Consider the following 19,186-nt stretch of genomic DNA (forward strand, 5'->3'; position numbering starts at 1 on the left):
TCTATCTTGTAACGTTTTGGCATCTGCTCTCTCCCATGCAGTGTGGTCGATTGCTACTAATATATGTTCCGTTGGGGCTGCTTCTTTCTGTAATTGCTCCAGATAGAGCAGCATCAGTTTTTTTCGGTCTGGTCTACAGTCTTGTAAGGCTTCATAGACGCGCTTGCCATTGACGAAGAGAATAATGGATTTAGTGAAAATTCTGCTAAACACGACGCATTTTTTGTTGTCATCACTGCATCCATCAGCTCGAATGTCACATCTTTTGCTTTCACTAATAAATCGTATGCTGCTTGACGAAAGTCCTTTAATCGTTCACTGTTCATTTAAGGAGTGGATAGGTTTTCTTTTTCACCCTCATTCTCTCCTAGCGCGGTGGCTCTAGTTCTTCTTTTGCCACCGTTCTCATCTTTGGTTAGTCTAAACTACAGTAATTCCGATGCAACCGGAAATGATATGAGTCAAAAAGTCGATCGCCCGCCATGCAAAATCCCGGAGCTTTGGTGACTGTAAAAGCAGCCATCAAACCCCCAGGATTTAATGTTTTCCTCTTAAACGAGGCTCAAATTATTGCCAATGGGTATTGACTAATCAGCAGTAGCCAATTCGGTACTGGCTGCGCCGCGCTTCCGCGTCAGGGTATTGAACAGCATCTGACCGACAGCTTTAATCAAATTGCCTTCTAACTCCATAAACATCTTCATGTTCATGCCAAAAGCTGCATTAGCTTCGTCAACAATGCGCTCTGCTGTAGCTTCGTTAATCGGCAATTCATTCATTGCCTGACGGTAGTTAGCTTTGAACTCTTTTTCATCAGGAATATCCTGGAATTCGTAGAAAGCAGTGCCTTCTCCCTCGGTAAGATTCATGCCGCGCTGAGCAATTCCCTTGAGGATTTGTCCGCCGGACAAGTCGCCTAGGTAGCGAGTGTAAGACTGAGCTACTAACAGTTCTGGTGCGGTAGCCGAGATTTCATGAATCCGCTGCACGTAAGCTTTAGCTGCTGGTGACGGGGATATTTGTTCCCGCCAATTGGCGCCGTAGTAGTAGAATAAATCTTGCTCTAAACTTTGTTTGCGATTTAACTCAGAAAAGTAAATTTTTGAAACAACCGGATGCTGCTTTTGGCGTTCCATTTCCTCTTCCATTGCCGAGTAGACAAAGTACAGGTTTCCTACTAACTTCCGGTAAGAAGTTTTTTCTACAACGCCTTTTAAAAAGCATTTGACAAAACCAACGTTTTCTGCCATTGTGTGAGATTTTTTTGTTCCCTCACGCAATTTTGTTGCTAAATTGATGCTCATGCTATATTGTCCAACCTTCTATTTTTGTGGTAGCTGATGGATGCGCCAAAAATCTAAAATTTACCTAAGCATTTACCTTAAAGCAATTTGATGAGAGATTGTATTAATTTTTATAACAAAAGTTGCAGTTGGCCGGAAAGCAGTAGTCAGTTGACAGGAAAGCAGTTGACAGGAAAGCAGTTGACAGGAAAGCAGTAGTCATCAGCCACTAACTAATGACTAATGACTCATCCTCGCCAGCAACTGTCAACTGTCAACTGTCAACTAACTTAGATGTCCAAGTCGAGGAGGTTGAGTTTGGGGCCGTAGGTTTCGATGAATTCGCGGCGGGGGGCGACCCGATCGCCCATTAAGATGGTAAAGATGCGATCGGCTTCAGCAGCGTCTTCAATCTCCACCCGTTTTAGCGTCCGAGTTTCCGGGTTCATCGTGGTATCCCACAACTGCGTGGGCATCATTTCGCCCAAACCTTTGAACCGCTGGATAGTGTAGTTCGCATTGGCGGGGAATTCGTTGCGGACGAGATTGTTCATTTCGCGATCGCTGTAACAGTAGTAGTGATTGCGTCCCCGTTCCACTTTATACAGAGGAGGACAAGCAATATAGATGTAACCTTGTTCTACAAGTGCGCGCTGGTAGCGGTAGAAGAAAGTCAGCAACAGCGTGCGGATGTGGGCCCCATCTACGTCAGCGTCAGTCATGATCACTATGTGGTGATACCGCAATTGACCGGGGTCGAATTCTTCGCCTTTGATACCCAAACCCAGGGCTGTAATTAACGACTGAATTTCGTTATTTTTGTAGATTTTGGCGTCGTCGGTTTTCTCGATGTTGAGAATTTTACCGCGCAAAGGCAGAATTGCTTGGAATTGTCGATCGCGCCCTTGCTTCGCGCTGTTGTGTACAAAAACTCCCGCACCTAGTGCAAAGTTGTGGCTGTTAGGCACTTCGATGTCATAAACATCGTGCCGTTCCTCTACAGCTTCAATCTTCACAACACGGTGGTTGTAATTACGAACCGCTTGGCGAGCATATAATTCTTCACCATTAAAGTAGCGCTTACAAAAAGTCTCGTACTTCAACAAAGACTTATCATTCTTCAGGCGGCGATAAGAATTGTAATAATCTACATCAATCCAGCCCATTTTCATCTGAACAGTCTTCAATGCTTCCAGAGTTTTGCGGTAATAAGTTTCGTCCAAAGCTGCTTTGCGTTGGCGGCGAAACTCCGGTGTCCACTGTTCCTTAGTTTTCTCCCGTCGCCAGTCCAACAAATCCTGATTTTGCCACTGTTCTTTGGCCAATTGTGAATTAGCCTCCCGCGCTTCAGGATTGTTAGCAAAATGATTGCGAACCCGTTGAGACTGAGCTAAGCGGTTTTCTTCAGAACTCCAATACTCTTGTTGGGCTTGGTTGAGCAATTCATTATTTTGCTCGCGATAAGCTTCATTAGTGTCGTAAAACTCACGCCACTTGCTAGTCATGTAAGCTTTATACTCTTCATCTTCCCACTGAGCCTTTGCCTGTTCTGAGAGAATTTGCCTGGTTTCAGGCTGCTGCATCCGCTCTTTCATCATCGCCCGAAATTCATCAGTCATGTGAGCTTGACGGCTCTTTTCAATGACATCCGGCCTGTGCAATGTTTTCTCAAGGTTGGCGCGGTGTAAAGCCAAGTGTTCCTGAGCAGGTAGTCGCTGAATATTGGTCGGATTGTTGTTGAGTTTGTTGAAATCAACATGGTGGCGGTGATTGCCGTCAGATGCTTGATAAACCTCATGTTTCAGGTTGTAGAAATCCGATAACAAATGACTGTAAATCCACTTGTCACTGCTGGGATTCCAAACCATTTCGTAACCGTTAAGTCCCTGCCCGTTTTGGTTCTTTTTCGACAACTGGCGGTTGAGAGGCATTAAGGAATCGTCCGGTGTCAGCATGGCTGCTGCTTTGTAAGTGCCATCCCGCAACATGAACCGATGATCTGGAGTACAAGTAATTGTCTCCCCATTGTCTAATGTCAATTTGATAACCTCAGCATTTGCTTTAGTCATGCGAGCGTTGGTTATCCGCTCAAACCCGATGTTTCCACTCTCGCGAATGGTGTAGCAAAAGTGTTCTTTACCTTCTGCTTGTTCGTCAACTATCTCTTTGAAGGTTTTTGTTGTGCCATCAGCTAATAATATTTTCTCCGAAGAGAGAAAACAGCCGCCGGCTGAATCGCCCTCGACCAGGTATATCTCAGACAGGGCGGGGTCTCTGGAGCTACAGTCCGCTAATTTTCCGGGCAAAGGAGACGATTCTAGGACGGATTTTCGGCGGACTAAATCGCGGGCACGACGGGCGGCTTCTGCGGCTTTAAATGCCTGAATTGCTTTTTCCAAAATAGCGTCTGCTACTTGGGGCCGAAATTCCAAATATTCGGTTAATACTTCGCCTACGAGGGAATCAACAATTCCTCTGACTTCGGTATTTCCTAGCTTTGTTTTGGTTTGGCCTTCAAATTCTGGGTCTGGAACTTTGACCGAAATCACGGCTGTTAAACCTTCGCGGACGTTTTCGCCGGCGAGGTTGGGCTCGTGTTCTTTGATTTTGTTGCGCTTGCGGGCGATCGAGTTCATCGTCCGCGTCAAAACAGCCTTTAAGCCTTCTAAGTGTGTACCGCCGTCGATCGTCCGAATGTTGTTGGCAAAACCCAGAACGTTGTCGCTAAAAGCATCGACGCACCACTGCAAAGACACTTCTACATACACGTTGTTGCGTTCTCCTTGTACGTAGATCACCTCTTCGTGCAGTGGCTGCTTCTCGCGGTTCATGTACATGACATATTCCTTGATGCCACCTTCGTAACAATAGGTTTCGACGCGCGGTTCGCTACTTTTGAGCAATTCCAAGCGACGATCGCCAAAAGTAATTTTCGCACCCGCATTCAGATAAGCCAACTCTCGCAAACGTCCAGAAACCGTAGCGTAATCAAACTCAATCCCAGTGCTAAATATCTGAGTGTCTGGAAGGAAACTAACTGAAGTACCGGTGCGATTTCCTTTGCAGGGCTTGGCCACAAGTTCGCTGACGGGAAAGCCTCTTTCGTAGCGCTGCAAATGTTCTTTTTGGTCGCGCCAAACAGTAACCTCTACCCACTCGGAAAGCGCGTTAACCACGGAAATACCTACACCGTGCAAACCTCCAGAAACTTTGTAACCGCCACCGCCAAACTTACCGCCGGCGTGCAGTACAGTCATTACTGTTTCGATTCCCGATTTGCCAGTCTTGGCAACGATCCCGGTAGGAATACCGCGGCCGTCATCTGTGACAGTGACTGAACCGTCGGCGTTGAAGTCAACCTCGATGTGAGTGCAGTGGCCAGCCAGCGCCTCATCGATGGAATTGTCCACAACCTCGTAAACTAGATGGTGGAGTCCTCGCGGGCCGGTGGTACCGATGTACATCCCCGGTCGTTTGCGGACTGCTTCGAGACCTTCGAGAACTTGAATCTGGTCGGCGCTGTAGCTGCTGGTCATACAAAAATAGCTCCAATAATGAGGCCTAAAGCCCCAAAAGCTTCTAAAATGGGAAAACTCCTAAAATTATAGCACAAAACCGTTAAGGGCGATGCTAGGGCTTTCTGAAGGGAAATTTATCGGGGGGACGTACCCGGCATAGTAGTTTTACTTGGGGAGCTATTGACATTTGGTTGCGGGGCTGTTAGCCGGAAGGTTGAGAAGCGCGATCGCCCGCGGCAGTCTACTGCAAGTCATTAATATTTTTGTAATTCTTGCTTTCGGCGCAATGCCCGCGCTTTGAGTGTTTCTGCTTCTGCGTCGCGGGCCTCGATCGCCTGTTGCGCGATCGCCCCTGCAACTTCCCGGCGGGCGGTCAAATATTCCATCAACTCTTTTTCCACCAAAGATTTAACGATTTCTTGTACTTCCGGGTTGACCAGCCGAGTTTTTGTTGGGCCTTCAAACTCCGGATTCGGTAGTTTAACGGCAATGACTGCGGTGAAGCCACACTCTAAAACCTCATTCCCCATTAAAACTGGGTCTGTATTTTTGAGTTTGCCCTGTTGGCGGCCGATCGCACTCACCACCCGCCTCACTGCCAATTGAAAGGCGTTAAGATAAGTGCCGCCATCGATATTCCGGACGCAGTTGGCAAAACCTAACAGTCGGCTGTAAGAATTATCTTGATTCAGAAAGTGCCACTGACAGGCTATTTCTACTTGTACGCCATCTCGATCGCCCTGAATGTAAATGATATCTTCGTGCAGCGGTTCCACATTGGAGTTCAGGTAAGCGACATATTCCCGGATGCCACCAGGGAAGCAGTAGGTTTCGATGCAGGGAGAACTGCTGCCGAGTATTTGCAAGCGGTTGTCAGTCAAAATTATTTTCAAACCGGGATTGAGGTAAGCAAGCTGTCGCAGGTGAAGGGCAAAAGTGTCGCGATCGAACTGGATGCCATTCTTGAAAATCTCCGCATCTGGTTTGAAACAAATCGACGTACCCGTAGGGTTTTCGGGACTCGGTTTAGCTGTCAGCGACGTAACCGCGATGCCTTTCTCAAAACGCTGGCTGTAAATTTGCTCCTGGCGCCGAACAGTCACCTGCAACCATTCAGACAAAGCATTGACAACTGCTAGCCCAACTCCGTGGATACCTCCAGAAACCTTGTAGCCGTCGCTGCTTCTGCCAACAAAGCAGAGAACGGTCAAAACTGCTTCCAGGAATGATGTACCAGTTTTGGGATGAATCTTGGTGGGAATTCCCCGGCCGTTGTCTGTAACAGTAACGGAACCGTCAGCGTTGAGGTCAACTTCGATGCGAGTGCAGTAACCTGCCAGCGCTTCGTCGATCGCATTATCCACAATCTCGTAAACTAGATGGTGCAATCCTCGCGGGCTAGTGCTACCGATGTACATCCGCGGTCGTTTGCGGACTGCTTCGAGACCTTGGAGAACTTGAATTTGGTCGGCGCTGTAGGTGTTAGTCATGCCACAATAGCTCCAATAATGAGGCTGAAGACCCCAAAACTTAATAAAATGCAAAAACTCCTAAAATTATAGTACAAAACCGTTAAGGGCGATGCTAGGGCTTTCTAAATGGAAATTTATCGGGGGGACGGAGGGGAATAGTTTTGAGATTGCTTCGCGATTTCCCAGGCCCAGGGCGGTGAATGAGTGGAGCCAGAGAAGGGAAAGTAGGGATGAAGAGAATCTGGGAAAGGATTTGAGGGTTTTTCTTGGGAAATGCAATATGTTTTTTAAGTGTGCGACGGCTTATGTTTAGATTGATTACGATTTGCGGGGCGACGGCGACGGGGAAGTCTGGAGTGGCTGTGTCGGTGGCCGATCGACTGAAATCTTCGATCTTGAGCGCAGACTCCCGTCAAGTGTACCGCGAATTTGACATCGGAACGGCAAAACCGACAAAGAGCGATCGCGCTTCTGTACCGCATCACTTAATTGACATTTGCGAGCCGACAGAAACTCTAACACTCGCAGAATACCAGCAGCAAGCTCAAAAAATAATTGCTGATGTCGATTTTCCCGTTTCTCCTCCGCTGTTGTTGGTGGGAGGGACAGGCTTATATATCAAATCGATTGTCAAGGGTTTGAAAATTCCGAGGGTGGCGCCCATGCCCGAATTGCGATCGCAACTTGCGGATCTGGGGCAATCTCAATGTTATGCGATGTTGCAGCAGGTCGATCGTCCGGCCGCCGAGAAAATTCACCTCAACGATTCATTCAGAACCTTACGGGCACTGGAAGTATTTTATGTCACCGGGCGCTCTATTTCCCAACAGCAAGGCGAAAATCCTCCCAATTATCCGATTCTACAGATTGGGTTGGACTGCGAGATGGATGTTTTGGGCGATCGCATCCAACAGCGCACCGAACAAATGTTAGAACGCGGTTGGCTGGCTGAAGTAGAATATTTGTGCAAAAAATACGGCTGCGACTTACCATTGTTGAACACCCTGGGATATCAGGAAATCAAACGATATTTAGCTGGCGACATTACGCTTGAGGAAGCTAAAGAATTAACAATTTTGCACACGAGGCAATTTGCCAAGAGACAGCGGACATGGTTTAGAGCATATCCTGAAATTGAATGGTTTGATGTTAGCGTACCTGATTTACTGGAACGAGTTTGGCAAAGAATACAAAATTTTCTGGTCAAAGGTTCGTAGTGAGGACTTTAGTCCGCAGAAAAGAAAGGACTGAATTCCGAACGATCGAACCTAATAACAAAGGTTCGTAGTGAGGACTTTAGTCCGCAGAAAAGAAAGGACTGAATTCCGAACGATCAAACCTAATAAGTTTCAATTAAAGAAACTATTTGAATATAATCAAAATCATTTGCCAAAAAAGCTAAAGCCTCAGCCACAGATTCATCAAGCTTGCGGATTTGCTCTATGCAACTATCAACTTTAGCCATATCACTGAGGCTGGAAGCTGCCAATAAATCAGCCAACAATTCAGCAGGCAAATTCGCCAAAGCTGACCGACTCAAAGCAGCTTGGATATCCAGTTTCGTCAAATCCTTGTTGCTAGCAGGTTCCTCATAGATAAAATTCACCCCAATATGTTTTTGAAGCGCATCAAATATATCTGCTTCCCGGAACGGTTTGCGGATAAAATCATCGCATCCTGCCGAAGAAACAACCGCTCTTTCTTCTTCTAAAACACTAGCAGTTACAGCAATAATTGCAGTAGCTTGACCTTTAAGAGTACCTTTGATTTGTTTTGTAGCTTCGTACCCGTCCATCACGGGCATTCTCATATCCATTAAAATTAAATGCGGTTCCCAATCATTCCAAATCTCAACAGCTTCTTGGCCGTTACAAGCTTCTTTTAGTTCAAAACCGAGGGGAGAAAGCAGTTTGAGTAGCAGCAAATTATTGCTGGGTTTGTCATCAACAATCAAAATGCGATACCTAGGTTGATTCGGTGCGAGGCAAATCACTTGTAGCGCCGTCTTTTTGCCTTCTATTTCCCTGGGATCGATCGCACTAATTTTAGTATCGAATACAAAAGTTGTTCCCACTCCCAATTCTGAATAGACACTCATCTTGCCACCCATTAACTCTACAAAATTGCGGCTGATTGGCAGTCCCAAACCAGTTCCTTCTTGGGAGTTTTTACCAGTTTGGGTTTGCACAAAAGCTTCAAAAAGACTATCTAATTCATCGGCGGCGACACCTGGCCCAGTGTCGGAGATTGCAAAAATCAGGAAGTACGAAGATCCAGAATCTAAATCGTTAGGATTTTGTAGTGGGCTAATTTTACTACATTTTTCAAGACTCTGATTTGCTGGAATATTTGAATTTTCGCTATTCTCCACAATATTAACAGTTTTAGCGGGCTTTAGACTGCTTGCTTCTGGTTTGAGATTAACTTTTACTGCAACTCCTCCTTCTTGAGTAAATTTGAGAGCGTTACCGATCAAATTTATTAAAACTTGTCGCAATTTGACTTCATCTGTGCGCACGTATCTGGGAACATCAGGGCTGTATTCTACTACTAATTGCAATTGTTTGTCGTCAGATTTGATATGGAACATATCTTCGAGATCGTCCATAAATTGATACAAATCAAAATTTTTATAGTTGAGAATAGTCCGACCAGCTTCAATCTTTGATAAATCTAAAACCTGGTTGATTAAAGTTAGTAAATGGTCGCCGCTGCGAGTAATAATTGCGACATTATCTTGATGCTCTTTGGGTAGATTTTGGCTGCGGAGCATGATTTGAGAAAAGCCGAGGATGGCGTTGAGGGGAGAGCGCAATTCGTGGCTCATGTTGGCTAAAAAACTGCTCTTCGCTTCGTTGGCTACTTCGGCTTTTTTCTTGGCAAGAGCGAGCTCCGATGTGCGTTCTTCTACTTTTGTTTCTAAGGTGCGGTTGGAATCTGCTAGATTAGTATAAAGTCTGGCATTTTCAATGGAGATGGCTGCCGAAGCCGATAAGACTTTCAGCAGTTCTAATCTGTCTGATGTAAATGCTCCAGCAATCAGGTTGTTTTCTAAGTAAATTATGCCGATAAGTTGACCTTGGTTCAGGAGTGGCGCGCACAATATTGATTTGTTTTGATGCTGTTTGATATAGGGGTCGCTGTTAAAATTTTTGCTGGCAAATGCTTGGCTTAAAACTACTGTTTCTCCTGTACGGGCGACATAATTAACAATCGATACTGGTAGGTTATTCTCTATATGAATTGACTGCAATACTGCAATATTTTCGGAATCGATCGCACCCGCAGCTTCGATTAGCAATTCCCCGGAATTGTTATTGGCAGAATCTGAGGGGGAATGGAAAATTAAATAGCCTCGTTGTGCTCCGGCATTTTCAATCAGTATTTTCATCAAAGAAGCCAGCAACTTATCCAAGAGTATTTCACCAGAAATGGCTTGGCTGGCTTTCACTACCGCAGCCAAATCTAAAGCTGAACTTCCTAAGCCAGGGGTGTTTAATTGGCTGGCTATAGTTACTGTACTGGCATCATGAAATTGAGTTTTTGATGTGAATTTTATTAATAATTCTGGGTGAGTTGCTTCTAACTTTTCTTGTTTGCGTTTGGCGCCCCAAATTACATAATTGTAGTGCGCTTTTTTTAGGTAAATTTCGGCAAATTCTGCTTTACCTTTGCTCAGCCAGAAATTGGCTGCTAATTCTGCGGCTAATGCTTCATTTTGGATAAAATAGCCGTCTCTGGCTGAAGTAATCGATCGATCGTACAAATCGATCGCCTCCATCTCCTTACCCACAATCCGCGCCATCTCCCCAGCTACCAATAAGTATTTATGCTCAAAGGTCTCCGGACAGCTATCAGCCCAGATTTTCATCTGTTTTTGGTTGGCTTTGAGCTTTCTCAGATATTTTTGGCGATCGCCCTTGGAAGCTTGCGGGTAAAGCGCAGTTAAAATTAGAGAATAATAAAAATTATGTTCGGCTACAATAATTGTGCCGATCGCCAAACTCAATTTTTTCTCAGCTTCCACAGCATAGCTGAAAGCTGCTGCATACTCTCCGTACAAATACAAAACCTGGCATTTCAAAATTTGATAGCCGCAGATTGCCAAAAAACTGCCGCGATCGGCACACCGCTCTAAATATTGTCCTTCGCTAATTTCGCCATTAGAAAATACCTCACAATTAGAAGTTTCTCCCAGTAAATTAAACAAAGCTATCTGACAGCCTAGTAAGTAATCAGTAGCAATTTGATTGTTAGTTTTAAAGTTAAATAGCAAAAAGTTCCACACTTCTACACGCAGAGATTCGAGATTTTTGCCCTGGGGGATAGAATACATCAATTTGTAAAGCTGAATGTAACCTGCAAATTGCAATTCGCCGGATTCTAAGCCAGCTTGATAGCCATTATGGCTAATCGAATCCGACAGTTTCAGAGGCTGTATCCAGTGATTTAAATGAGCGACAAGCATTTCCGATGCCTTGCATTTTTGCGTCAAATCGTGAAAGCGATCGCTCAAATTGAGAGCTAACATCCCAAACTCGTATCCCGAGCGATAATCAGCCATCGCAGCCGACAAAACCAAGCCGTAGCAAGCATAGCTGTAAGATGATTCCGGCACCGGGCCGTATTTCAGAGAAAGATTGACAGATTTTGTAACAACTAATTGGTAAAGTATCGGATTGGAAAATAAACTCGCGGGAATAATTTTATCCAGAAGTTTCATCGCGGTTCTTTTTTCCGAAATCTTCATTTCCGGTACGTGCAGCAAAGCACCAATTGCCCGATCGCCCAATTGCGCTGTTGCTTCAGCAAATTCGGCTTTGCAAGCTTGCTGCAACTGCTTTTGGGGCAACTCAACCCCCAACAAACGCAAGCCCTGGCGCCCAAATTTAATAGCTTCCTCGTATTCCCCCAACATGGTATGCAGCGTAATTAGGCGATCGAAAAATTCCGCTTTTTCCACCGCCAATTGCAACTGCGATAGTGCCGAATGAATCAAAAATTGCGATTGCTCGAAATTGCCAATCAGATAATTCAATTCCGCAGCTTCCAGGTACAACTCTCGCGTCAAATTATATTCAGTTTCCCAGCTATCCGCAGCCAAAAGTTCGATCCCAAAACAGACATACTTGACAGCAGCCGCATAAGCTGTAGCAGCTTTGGCTTTTTTCCCAGCCAAAAGATTGAGTTTGGCAATTTTATCTCTTTCCGTGCGATCGATCGCCAAGGGCAGCTCCCCTGCTGTCGCCATTTCTATCGCCCCTATCGCCTTTCCTGCCGCCAGATTTAACTGATCGACAATTTCAAAAAGCTCCTCCGACAAATCTTCACCATCGCTATTATCCAATAACAAGCGACCGATTTGCAAATGAACCGCTTTTTTCTGCCCTTCGTCAATCAAAGCATAAGCAGCTTGTTGGACGCGATCGTGCAAAAACTTGTACTCTTCAAACAACAGTTCAATATCCAACTCAGACACCGGAAAAATCAAACCAGCTTCCAGTGCGGGCTTCAAATCTGAGAACACCAAATCCGGAGATCTTTCACAAATTTTTGATAAAGTAGTTAAGTCAAAAGATGCCCCAGCACAAGCTGCGAAACGCAAAATATTTTGAGTTATTTCCGGCAATATTTTTATTTTTTTTACCATCAAATCAACCACATTATCAGTGATATCCCTTGCTTCAATTTGAGCAATATCCCACTGCCAAAATCCTCCACAACCTCTATTTTTTAGAGCCTTTGGTTCCCGAATCGATAGCTCGGAAGATTCCAGAAAACTAAAATTAATCAATTTCTCAGAATGCAGCATTTTGAGAAATTGATTGACAAAAAACGGATTTCCATTAGTTTTGCATAACACCAAGTCAGCCAAAGATTGCACAGACATAGCATCGCTATGCACAGTGTCAGCTATTAAATTACTAACATCTTGGATGGTTAAATTAGCTAAATAAATAAAATCAATTGTAGCGCCTTCTTTTTGCATTTCATCCACAGTAATCATTAAGGGATGATGGGCGCTAACTTCATTGTCTCGATAGGCTCCAATCAGCAATAAATATTGTGTATCACTATCCACTACCATCAATTGAATTAAATTGAGAGTAGCTGCATCTACCCACTGTAAATCGTCAAGAAAAATTACCAGTGGATGTTCCGCCGAACAAAACACGCGAATAAATTTTTCAAACACAAAATAGAAACGAATTTGCGCTTCATTTGGTCTCAACTCTGCTACCTGGGGCTGTTTGCCGATAATTAATTCTATTTCGGGAATTACCTCAATAATTACTTGACCGTTTGCACCCAATGCAATTAAAAGTTTAGTGCGCCACTCATCGAGTTTTGCGGAACTTTCGGTTAGCAGTTGTCGCGCCAATCCCGAGAAAGCGCTAATAATCCCTGAATAGGGAATATCGCGCTGAAATTGGTCAAATTTGCCGGAAATAAAATAGCCGCGTTTTTCAGTAATTGGTTTGTAAATTTCTTGTACCAGCGATGATTTCCCCATGCCCGAATAACCGGCAACTAGCATCATTTCGCTTCCAGAAAAACTATGTTGTGGGTTCGCAACTCGCTCGAATGCTGCTAGCAAAGCCTGGACTGGCGCCGCCCGCCCGTATAGTTTTTGAGGGATTTGAAATCGATCGGAAATATCTTCTTTAGCTAAAGCAAACTCTAAAATAGTTCCTGTTGTCTGTAATTGACGCAGACATTCTTCTAAGTCTGCTTGAATTCCCCAAACACTTTGGTAACGGTTTTCAGCAGTTTTTTCTAAAAGTTTCATGACTATTGCTGACACAGCCGGAGGAATTTGTGGATTGATTTTGTTGATGGGCAATGGCTGTTTTGCAATGTGACAGTGTACCAATTCCATTGCATCTTTGGTCTCAAAAGGCAATTGGTTGGTTAGCAGTTCGTAAAAAGTAATGCCGAGGGAATAAAAATCTGTACGGTAATCTAGAGAACGGTTCATTCTCCCTGTTTGTTCTGGTGAAATGTAGGCTAAAGTTCCTTCTAAAATATTGGGATTTTTTATGGTAGGAGTTTCGCGGGTTAACAGGGTGGAAATTCCGAAGTCAATAATTTGGATTTTTCCTGTGGCTGGGTTGAGAATAATGTTGCCGGGGTTGATGTCTTTGTGGATGATGTTTGCTGCGTGAATTTGTCCTAATATTGCGGCGGCTTGAATGCCGATATTGAGAAATTCAAACAGGCTAAAGCTTTGCTGTTCCTGCATTTGTTTCAATGAGAAACCGCCAAAATCTTCTAAGATTAGAAGGAGAGTGTTGCGATATTTTTGTAAGTCGTAAGCTTTGATGACTCCTGGCAGGTTGAGGATTTGAAGAATTTTGTATTCCTGTCGGTAGCGGACTATTTCGCCGGGAGTTGGATAGTCTTCGTTGAGCAGTTTGAGAATAATTGGCTGTTGATTTTGTTCTCTAATACCTCGATAAACTGTTGAAATAGAATTTTCGTGTATTTTATTTAATGTTTGAATGCCGGGAATTTCAAGCATTGCATATTTTCCTTTTTTATTAACTGGAAATTAACTTAGAATAAGACCGGGCATAGGGCATAGGGCATAGGGCATGGGGCATATCTCACCATGCTTGAGAACCGCTATAGAATAAGATCGGGCGGTTGAAATCGCGTCTATACAGGCAAAACTCGGATGGTGCGCGGGTTGAAGAGTCGGCGGTTGAAATTAGGTTTTTTCTTCTGTCCGCGCACCATCCGGACATCGTTTGTGTAGACGCGGTTTCAACCATACGTCCTATCTGAGTGTGAAATTTCGCTAACTGTAAAGGCTTGCGACATATTCGCCGTAACCGTTATAGGGCAAAGTTGGGCGAGTTTCCCACGACCAACTGTTACCGGGCCCGACTACCCGTTCGCTGGCTTGCGACCATCTGGGGTGCGGTTTGTCGGGTTCGACATTGGCTTCAAATGCGTATTCGTTGGGGCCGATGGTATTCCAAAAAGTGGCGGGCTGTTTTTCGACAAATTCAATTTTAACGATCGACTTTGCGCCCTTAAAACCGTATTTCCACGGAATCACCTGCCGCAGGGGCGCCCCATTTTGCTTGGGTAGCCGCCGCCCGTACAGCCCTGTGGCAAAAAATGCTAAATCGTTGGCCATTTCCTCGATTCGCATACCTTCGGTGTAAGGCCAGGGATAAAATTGGGACATTAAACCGGGGCCGGGAGTGATTTTGGAATCGTAAAATGAGGTGAAGCGAACAAATTTAGCATTCGATTGCGGTTCGACATCAGCCATGAGTAATTTCATGGGAAATCCGACCCAAGGAACTACCATCGACCAGGCTTCTACGCAGCGAAATCGATAAACTCGTTCTTCGATGGGAAATTTTTTCTGGAGGTCGTCTATATCGTAGGTGCGGGGATTTTTGACTAAACCAGTTACTTCTACTTTCCAGTTTTCGGTTGGTAAAGCTTGGGCGGCTTGCCAAATAGATTTTGTGCCTCCGTATTCGTAAAAGTTGTTATATTTGGTAGCTAGGGCTTCGTCGGTAATTGCCCGATCGACTTTCGCAAAGGTAGGATTCCGGGTCAATCCAGCGTAGGCTTGGGTTGAGCCTTTATCCAGAGCAGTTTTTGAGCCTGTATTGCTTTGACAGCCTGTCAGTGGTAGCAGCGAAGCAGTGACGCCGGCGCCGATTAAATTGGTCATGAAACGGCGGCGGTTGAGAAAGGCTGTTTCTGAGGTAATTTGTGAGTTGGAAATTTCCCAAGGTTTGGGAACGCGAATTAAGGGCATAGTTCAGTTGACAGTTGACAGTTGACAGTTGACAGTTGACAGTTGACAGTTGACCGCTTGAGGGCTACCTCTCCATAAAAGGAAGAGGATTGAAACAGTGAATAATTTTGTTTTATTTCCCCCGTTGAGGAGGAGGCTTTAAACCATTATTCTTCGTAATAGTTAAAAGTTAGTAGTTAGTTTGGCGAAAGTTGCCAAAATTTCAATTTTTCAGTTGATTTGAAATTTGAAATTGACTCCCTTGCCGCAATTACTGGATCTACAATGACAGTATACCGTAATTCGTTGACAGCGAGTCCAGCCGAGCAATCAAGTTCGGTGCGATCGACTTAGGATCGCGAATTAATTTACACATATTTGTGGGATGGGCGGGAGAGCCCGTTCTTGTGGGACGGGCTCCCCCGCCCATCCCACAAGAACAATAAAAATTGTAAGTTATTTAATTCTCATTCCTTATTAAGCCTAAATCGCATAAAAGTCCTACCAATTAGAGATTTTAGACTGCGACGGCTTCCTTTCGCTTGCTTCGGCTAGGCTGACTGACAAGTCGCATCGCGGTCGCCCTTGTTTGCCGAAGTGTCGAACGATTGAAAAATTGGGGATGACTGACTCGATAGTGGTAGGAATTTTTTCTACAGTTGTATTATTTTGGGAAATAGGTCTCAGCAATAATTTACGCGCGATCGCTCGAAGCAATTGTGGCTAAAATCTAGGAAACAATTATCATAAAGCAAAGATTCAAATTATTTAATTTGTCCACAGGAAGCGGCACGCACCGCCCCGCTTTCCTCCCCCACTCCTCCCTTTAAATCGGACGGGGGTCTCCAGCGGCAAGACAAATGAGTTACTGCATAAATCCCAATTGCCAAAATCCCAAAAATCTCGATCGCGCGACAGCCTGCACAAATTGCGAGTCGAACTTGCTGCTCAAAGGGCGCTACCGAGTCTTTCACACCCTCGGTCAAAGTATCGCTTGCCGCACCTTCCTAGCAGCCGATGAAGACCAACCAGCGCAACCCCGCTGCGTCATTCAACAGTTCTGCGGCCCCATGCCGTCAATCGCCGACGGTCAAAACCAGTTCAACCGGACATTTTTGGGTTCTGCCTCAGTTCTCGACAAGTTGGGCAAACACCAGCAAATACCGAAACTGCTGGCATCTTTTGAAGTCGAAGGCTGCCAGTATTTAGTGCAAGAATACATTGAAGGGCGCAATTTAGCCGATCGGCTTTCGGAAAAAGGCGTTTTTAAAGAAATTCACATTTGGTATCTGCTGAGCGAGTTGTTACCAGTGCTGGAATTTGTCCACGAAAATCAACTGATTCACCGAGATATCAAACCGTCCAATATTGTTCACCGCAAATCTTCCCAAACGTCGGCAGCAATAGTCGGGAAAGAGCATCTGGATTCTTGGGAGGAGGAATCCGGGCTAGTTTTAGTCGATTTCGGCTCCGCAATTCCTGCCAACAGCGGGCCCCTGAAAACAGAAACAGTGACGGGTTCTGCCGAATACGCGGCGCCGGAACAAATTAAAGGTGAAGCAATTAAGAGCAGCGACATCTACAGTTTGGGCGTCACCTGCATTCACTTGTTAACGGGAATGTCGCCCTTTGATTTGTTTGACATCAAAGCCGACGCTTGGGCCTGGAGGGATTATTTGAAAGTACCAGTTTCGGCCAGACTCGGCCGCATCCTGGATAAAATGGTGCAGCGAGAACCATCAAAACGCTATCGATCGATCGAAGCAATTCTCACAGACATGAAATACGGCCCGACACCGATAGAGGTGATTGCCAGCAAACCCAAGTGGACTTTAGCTTTGTGGGGGGGAGCCACAGTTGCTCTGATTTCATTGGTGCTCGGTTCTCGCTTGCCATCTCCGGTATCGGAGGCTTTCACTTCCAATGAGCCTGTTTCTAGCATTCCCGACATTCGGTTCGACCCGCCCCCCATGCAGAATTTCAGCAGCGAGCCATCGCTGTCACACCCCGCAGTGCGGACTTTGACAGAGCAAGACAAAAATCCGGTGTGGGCGGTAGCAGTCACTCCCAACGGCCGCGTGATAGTTAGTGGCAACAACGATGGGACAATTCACCTGCTGCACAAGCGTCACGGTAAAGTGCTCAAGGTTTTGGCGGCACATTTGGGGCCCGTGTGGTCAGTGGCAGTGAGTCCCGATGGCAGGACGATCGCCAGCGGTGGCGCTGACGGTACGATTAAACTGTGGAATTTCTATTCTGGCCAGTTAATTCGGACATTGGACGGACACACAGACGGCGTGTTCTCGGTGGTGTTCAGTCCCGACGGCAAAGCCCTCGCCAGTGTAGGCAAAGATAATGCTTTGAAGTTGTGGCAAGTCGAAGGCGGGGCCGAGTTGCAAACACTCAAAGGGATAACCGACGAAGTGCATTCGGTAGCTTTCAGTGCCTATAAAGACACTTTGTTTGCTGGCAAAGGCGACGGTAGGATCGAGATGTGGAATTGGAAAACAGGGGCATTCCAAGCCACTCTGACTGGTCATGTTGATGCTGTTTCGGCGCTTACGATCAGCCCCGACGGTACAATTTTGGGCAGCGGTGGCTGGGACAATACCGTGAGGATTTGGGATATCACCACGGATCACGGGCCCGAACCGTCCGGTGAGGTGACTTTTGCCGGTCATACCGATCGAATTCAGTCTGTAGCTTTCAGTCCCGACGGGGCGACGCTAGCCAGCAGCGATTTGAGCGGAACTATCAAGCTGTGGGCGATGGATGGCGGGGAGCAAGGCACGCTGAAAGGTCATTCTACTTGGGTGGAATTGGCTTTTAATCCTCAGGACAAAACTCTGATCAGCGGCAGTTATGACGACACGATCAAGGTGTGGCAACTGTCTCCTTGATTGTGGCGATCGATTCTCGGTGCGATCGAATTAAATCAAGGTATGTAGTTGCGCTTAAGCGCTCTTTCTTAGCGCTTTTGAACAAATCGAAGAGCGAAGACAGCGCAACTACGTGCCTAAAAATCTACCTCAATAAAACCAAATTGCCGATCGCACTACCGCTTTCCTGCAATTCATGAGCGGCCGCAATCTCGTCTAAACCAAAGCGCCCAGCAATAACGTGTCGCAAAACTCCAGCTTTCAGACAAGTCGTAATATCTGCCGCCGCTTGTTGGTGCGCTGCTTTGTCCATAGCATAAACTAGGACGTAATGAACGGTAAGATTTTTGTAAATTAACGAGTACACAGGAATTTGAGGCGTTGCATTTGAATCAGAAGCATAGGTGGCGATCGTGCCGTTACGGGCGATCGCTTTGAGATTAATTTCCAGATTTCCGGCAAAATCAACTTCAATTATGCGATCGACCCCTTTACCGCCCGCAATTTCCTTAATCCGCGCCACCACATCTTCAGCTTTATAATTAACAATATAATCAGCTCCCGCAGTTTTAGCAATTTCTGCTTTTTCCGCAGAACTTACCGTCGAAATAACCGTCGCGCCACCCCATTTTGCCAATTGGATCGCATAATTACCAACAGCGCCCGCCCCGCCCGCAACCAATACAATTTTCCCAGTAACAGCACCATCTTTAAAAACACAATGGTGTGCAGTCATAGCCGGAACTCCCAAACAAGCACCCGCTGCAAAATCTGTATTTTCCGGTAGAAAAACCGCTTGTTCGCTGGGAACAACAACATACTCCGCCGCCGTACCAAACTGGCGGGGCAAAGTGGCTTCATAAATCCAAACACGTTCCCCAATTCGAGACTGTGGCACGCCTTCTCCTGCTGCTTCAATTATGCCCGCACCGTCGTTGTGGGGAATGACTCGCGGGTGTCGCATTGTGAGTCCGCCCCAACCGCTGCGCTGCTTAACATCGGATGGGTTAATTCCGGATGCGCGTACTTTAACCAGCACATCATTTGCGCCCAATTCTGGAACATCGATTTCGCCAATTTTGAGGACATCTTTCGCGTTGCCGAGTTGTTCGTAGTAAGCAGCTTTCACGGTTTTTTTCTCCTGATGTTTTCAATCTCGATCGCTCCGCCCCGCGTTACTTTATCACAAATAATTGCTTTAAAGCCGGAACCTTTTTTGGAAGAAATAAAAAAAAATATTCATTACTCCAATCCTCTTCCTTCCTTTGTC

At 45.6% G+C, this 19,186-nt stretch carries 9 protein-coding genes; 2 read left to right on the forward strand and 7 right to left on the reverse strand.

Annotated elements, in window-relative coordinates; translation table 11 throughout:
- The 4 genes from JGK36_RS07540 to JGK36_RS07555 form a co-directional block, all read right to left on the reverse strand.
- The coding region (locus JGK36_RS07540) for a hypothetical protein (RefSeq protein WP_366516540.1) at positions 1–213 on the reverse strand (213 nt) is incomplete at its 3' end.
- Positions 214–587: 374 nt separating this feature from the next.
- The gene (locus JGK36_RS07545; protein WP_293190508.1) at positions 588–1,304 is read right to left on the reverse strand and encodes a heme oxygenase (biliverdin-producing); all 717 of its coding nucleotides are present in this window, start codon (positions 1,302–1,304) and stop codon (positions 588–590) included.
- Positions 1,305–1,573: 269 nt separating this feature from the next.
- Positions 1,574–4,819: a DNA topoisomerase (ATP-hydrolyzing) subunit B gene (gyrB, locus tag JGK36_RS07550; protein ID WP_293184901.1), complete on the reverse strand. Its 3,246-nt coding sequence runs from the start codon at positions 4,817–4,819 to the stop codon at positions 1,574–1,576.
- A gap of 236 nt (positions 4,820–5,055) precedes the next feature.
- Entirely contained in the window at positions 5,056–6,291 is a 1,236-nt protein-coding gene (locus JGK36_RS07555) for an ATP-binding protein (protein ID WP_293184900.1), read from the reverse strand.
- A gap of 287 nt (positions 6,292–6,578) precedes the next feature.
- On the opposite strand from JGK36_RS07555, the gene miaA reads away from it, so the two are divergent.
- A complete protein-coding gene (gene miaA, locus JGK36_RS07560; protein ID WP_293196644.1) occupies positions 6,579–7,490 on the forward strand; it encodes a tRNA (adenosine(37)-N6)-dimethylallyltransferase MiaA in 912 nt (303 codons plus the stop codon).
- 122 nt (positions 7,491–7,612) lie between these two features.
- On the opposite strand, the gene JGK36_RS07565 is transcribed toward miaA, so the two are convergent.
- The gene (locus tag JGK36_RS07565) at positions 7,613–13,795 is read right to left on the reverse strand and encodes an AAA family ATPase (protein WP_293196645.1); all 6,183 of its coding nucleotides are present in this window, start codon (positions 13,793–13,795) and stop codon (positions 7,613–7,615) included.
- Between the two features lie 279 nt (positions 13,796–14,074).
- On the reverse strand, positions 14,075–15,058 hold the full coding sequence (msrP, locus tag JGK36_RS07570; RefSeq protein ID WP_293196646.1) for a protein-methionine-sulfoxide reductase catalytic subunit MsrP: 984 nt from the start codon (positions 15,056–15,058) through the stop codon (positions 14,075–14,077).
- Positions 15,059–15,897: 839 nt separating this feature from the next.
- On the opposite strand from msrP, the gene JGK36_RS07575 reads away from it, so the two are divergent.
- Positions 15,898–17,937 (forward strand): protein kinase, encoded by a 2,040-nt coding sequence (locus JGK36_RS07575; protein ID WP_293184894.1) that lies wholly within the window; start codon positions 15,898–15,900, stop codon positions 17,935–17,937.
- A gap of 124 nt (positions 17,938–18,061) precedes the next feature.
- Here JGK36_RS07575 and JGK36_RS07580 read toward each other — a convergent pair whose 3' ends face one another.
- A complete protein-coding gene (locus JGK36_RS07580) occupies positions 18,062–19,045 on the reverse strand; it encodes an NADPH:quinone reductase (RefSeq protein WP_293196647.1) in 984 nt (327 codons plus the stop codon).
- Positions 19,046–19,186: the final 141 nt, after the last annotated feature.

It is taken from the genome of Microcoleus sp. PH2017_35_SFW_U_B (assembly GCF_020737865.1).
Classification (GTDB): Bacteria; Cyanobacteriota; Cyanobacteriia; order Cyanobacteriales; family Microcoleaceae; genus Microcoleus.

Coding starts and splice junctions, on each gene's coding strand:
- JGK36_RS07545 (WP_293190508.1), bottom strand. CDS start 1,304: ATGAGCATCAATTTAGCAACAAAATTGCGTGAGGGAACAAAAAAATCT.
- gyrB (WP_293184901.1), bottom strand. CDS start 4,819: ATGACCAGCAGCTACAGCGCCGACCAGATTCAAGTTCTCGAAGGTCTC.
- JGK36_RS07555 (WP_293184900.1), bottom strand. CDS start 6,291: ATGACTAACACCTACAGCGCCGACCAAATTCAAGTTCTCCAAGGTCTC.
- miaA (WP_293196644.1), top strand. CDS start 6,579: ATGTTTAGATTGATTACGATTTGCGGGGCGACGGCGACGGGGAAGTCT.
- JGK36_RS07565 (WP_293196645.1), bottom strand. CDS start 13,795: ATGCTTGAAATTCCCGGCATTCAAACATTAAATAAAATACACGAAAAT.
- msrP (WP_293196646.1), bottom strand. CDS start 15,058: ATGCCCTTAATTCGCGTTCCCAAACCTTGGGAAATTTCCAACTCACAA.
- JGK36_RS07575 (WP_293184894.1), top strand. CDS start 15,898: ATGAGTTACTGCATAAATCCCAATTGCCAAAATCCCAAAAATCTCGAT.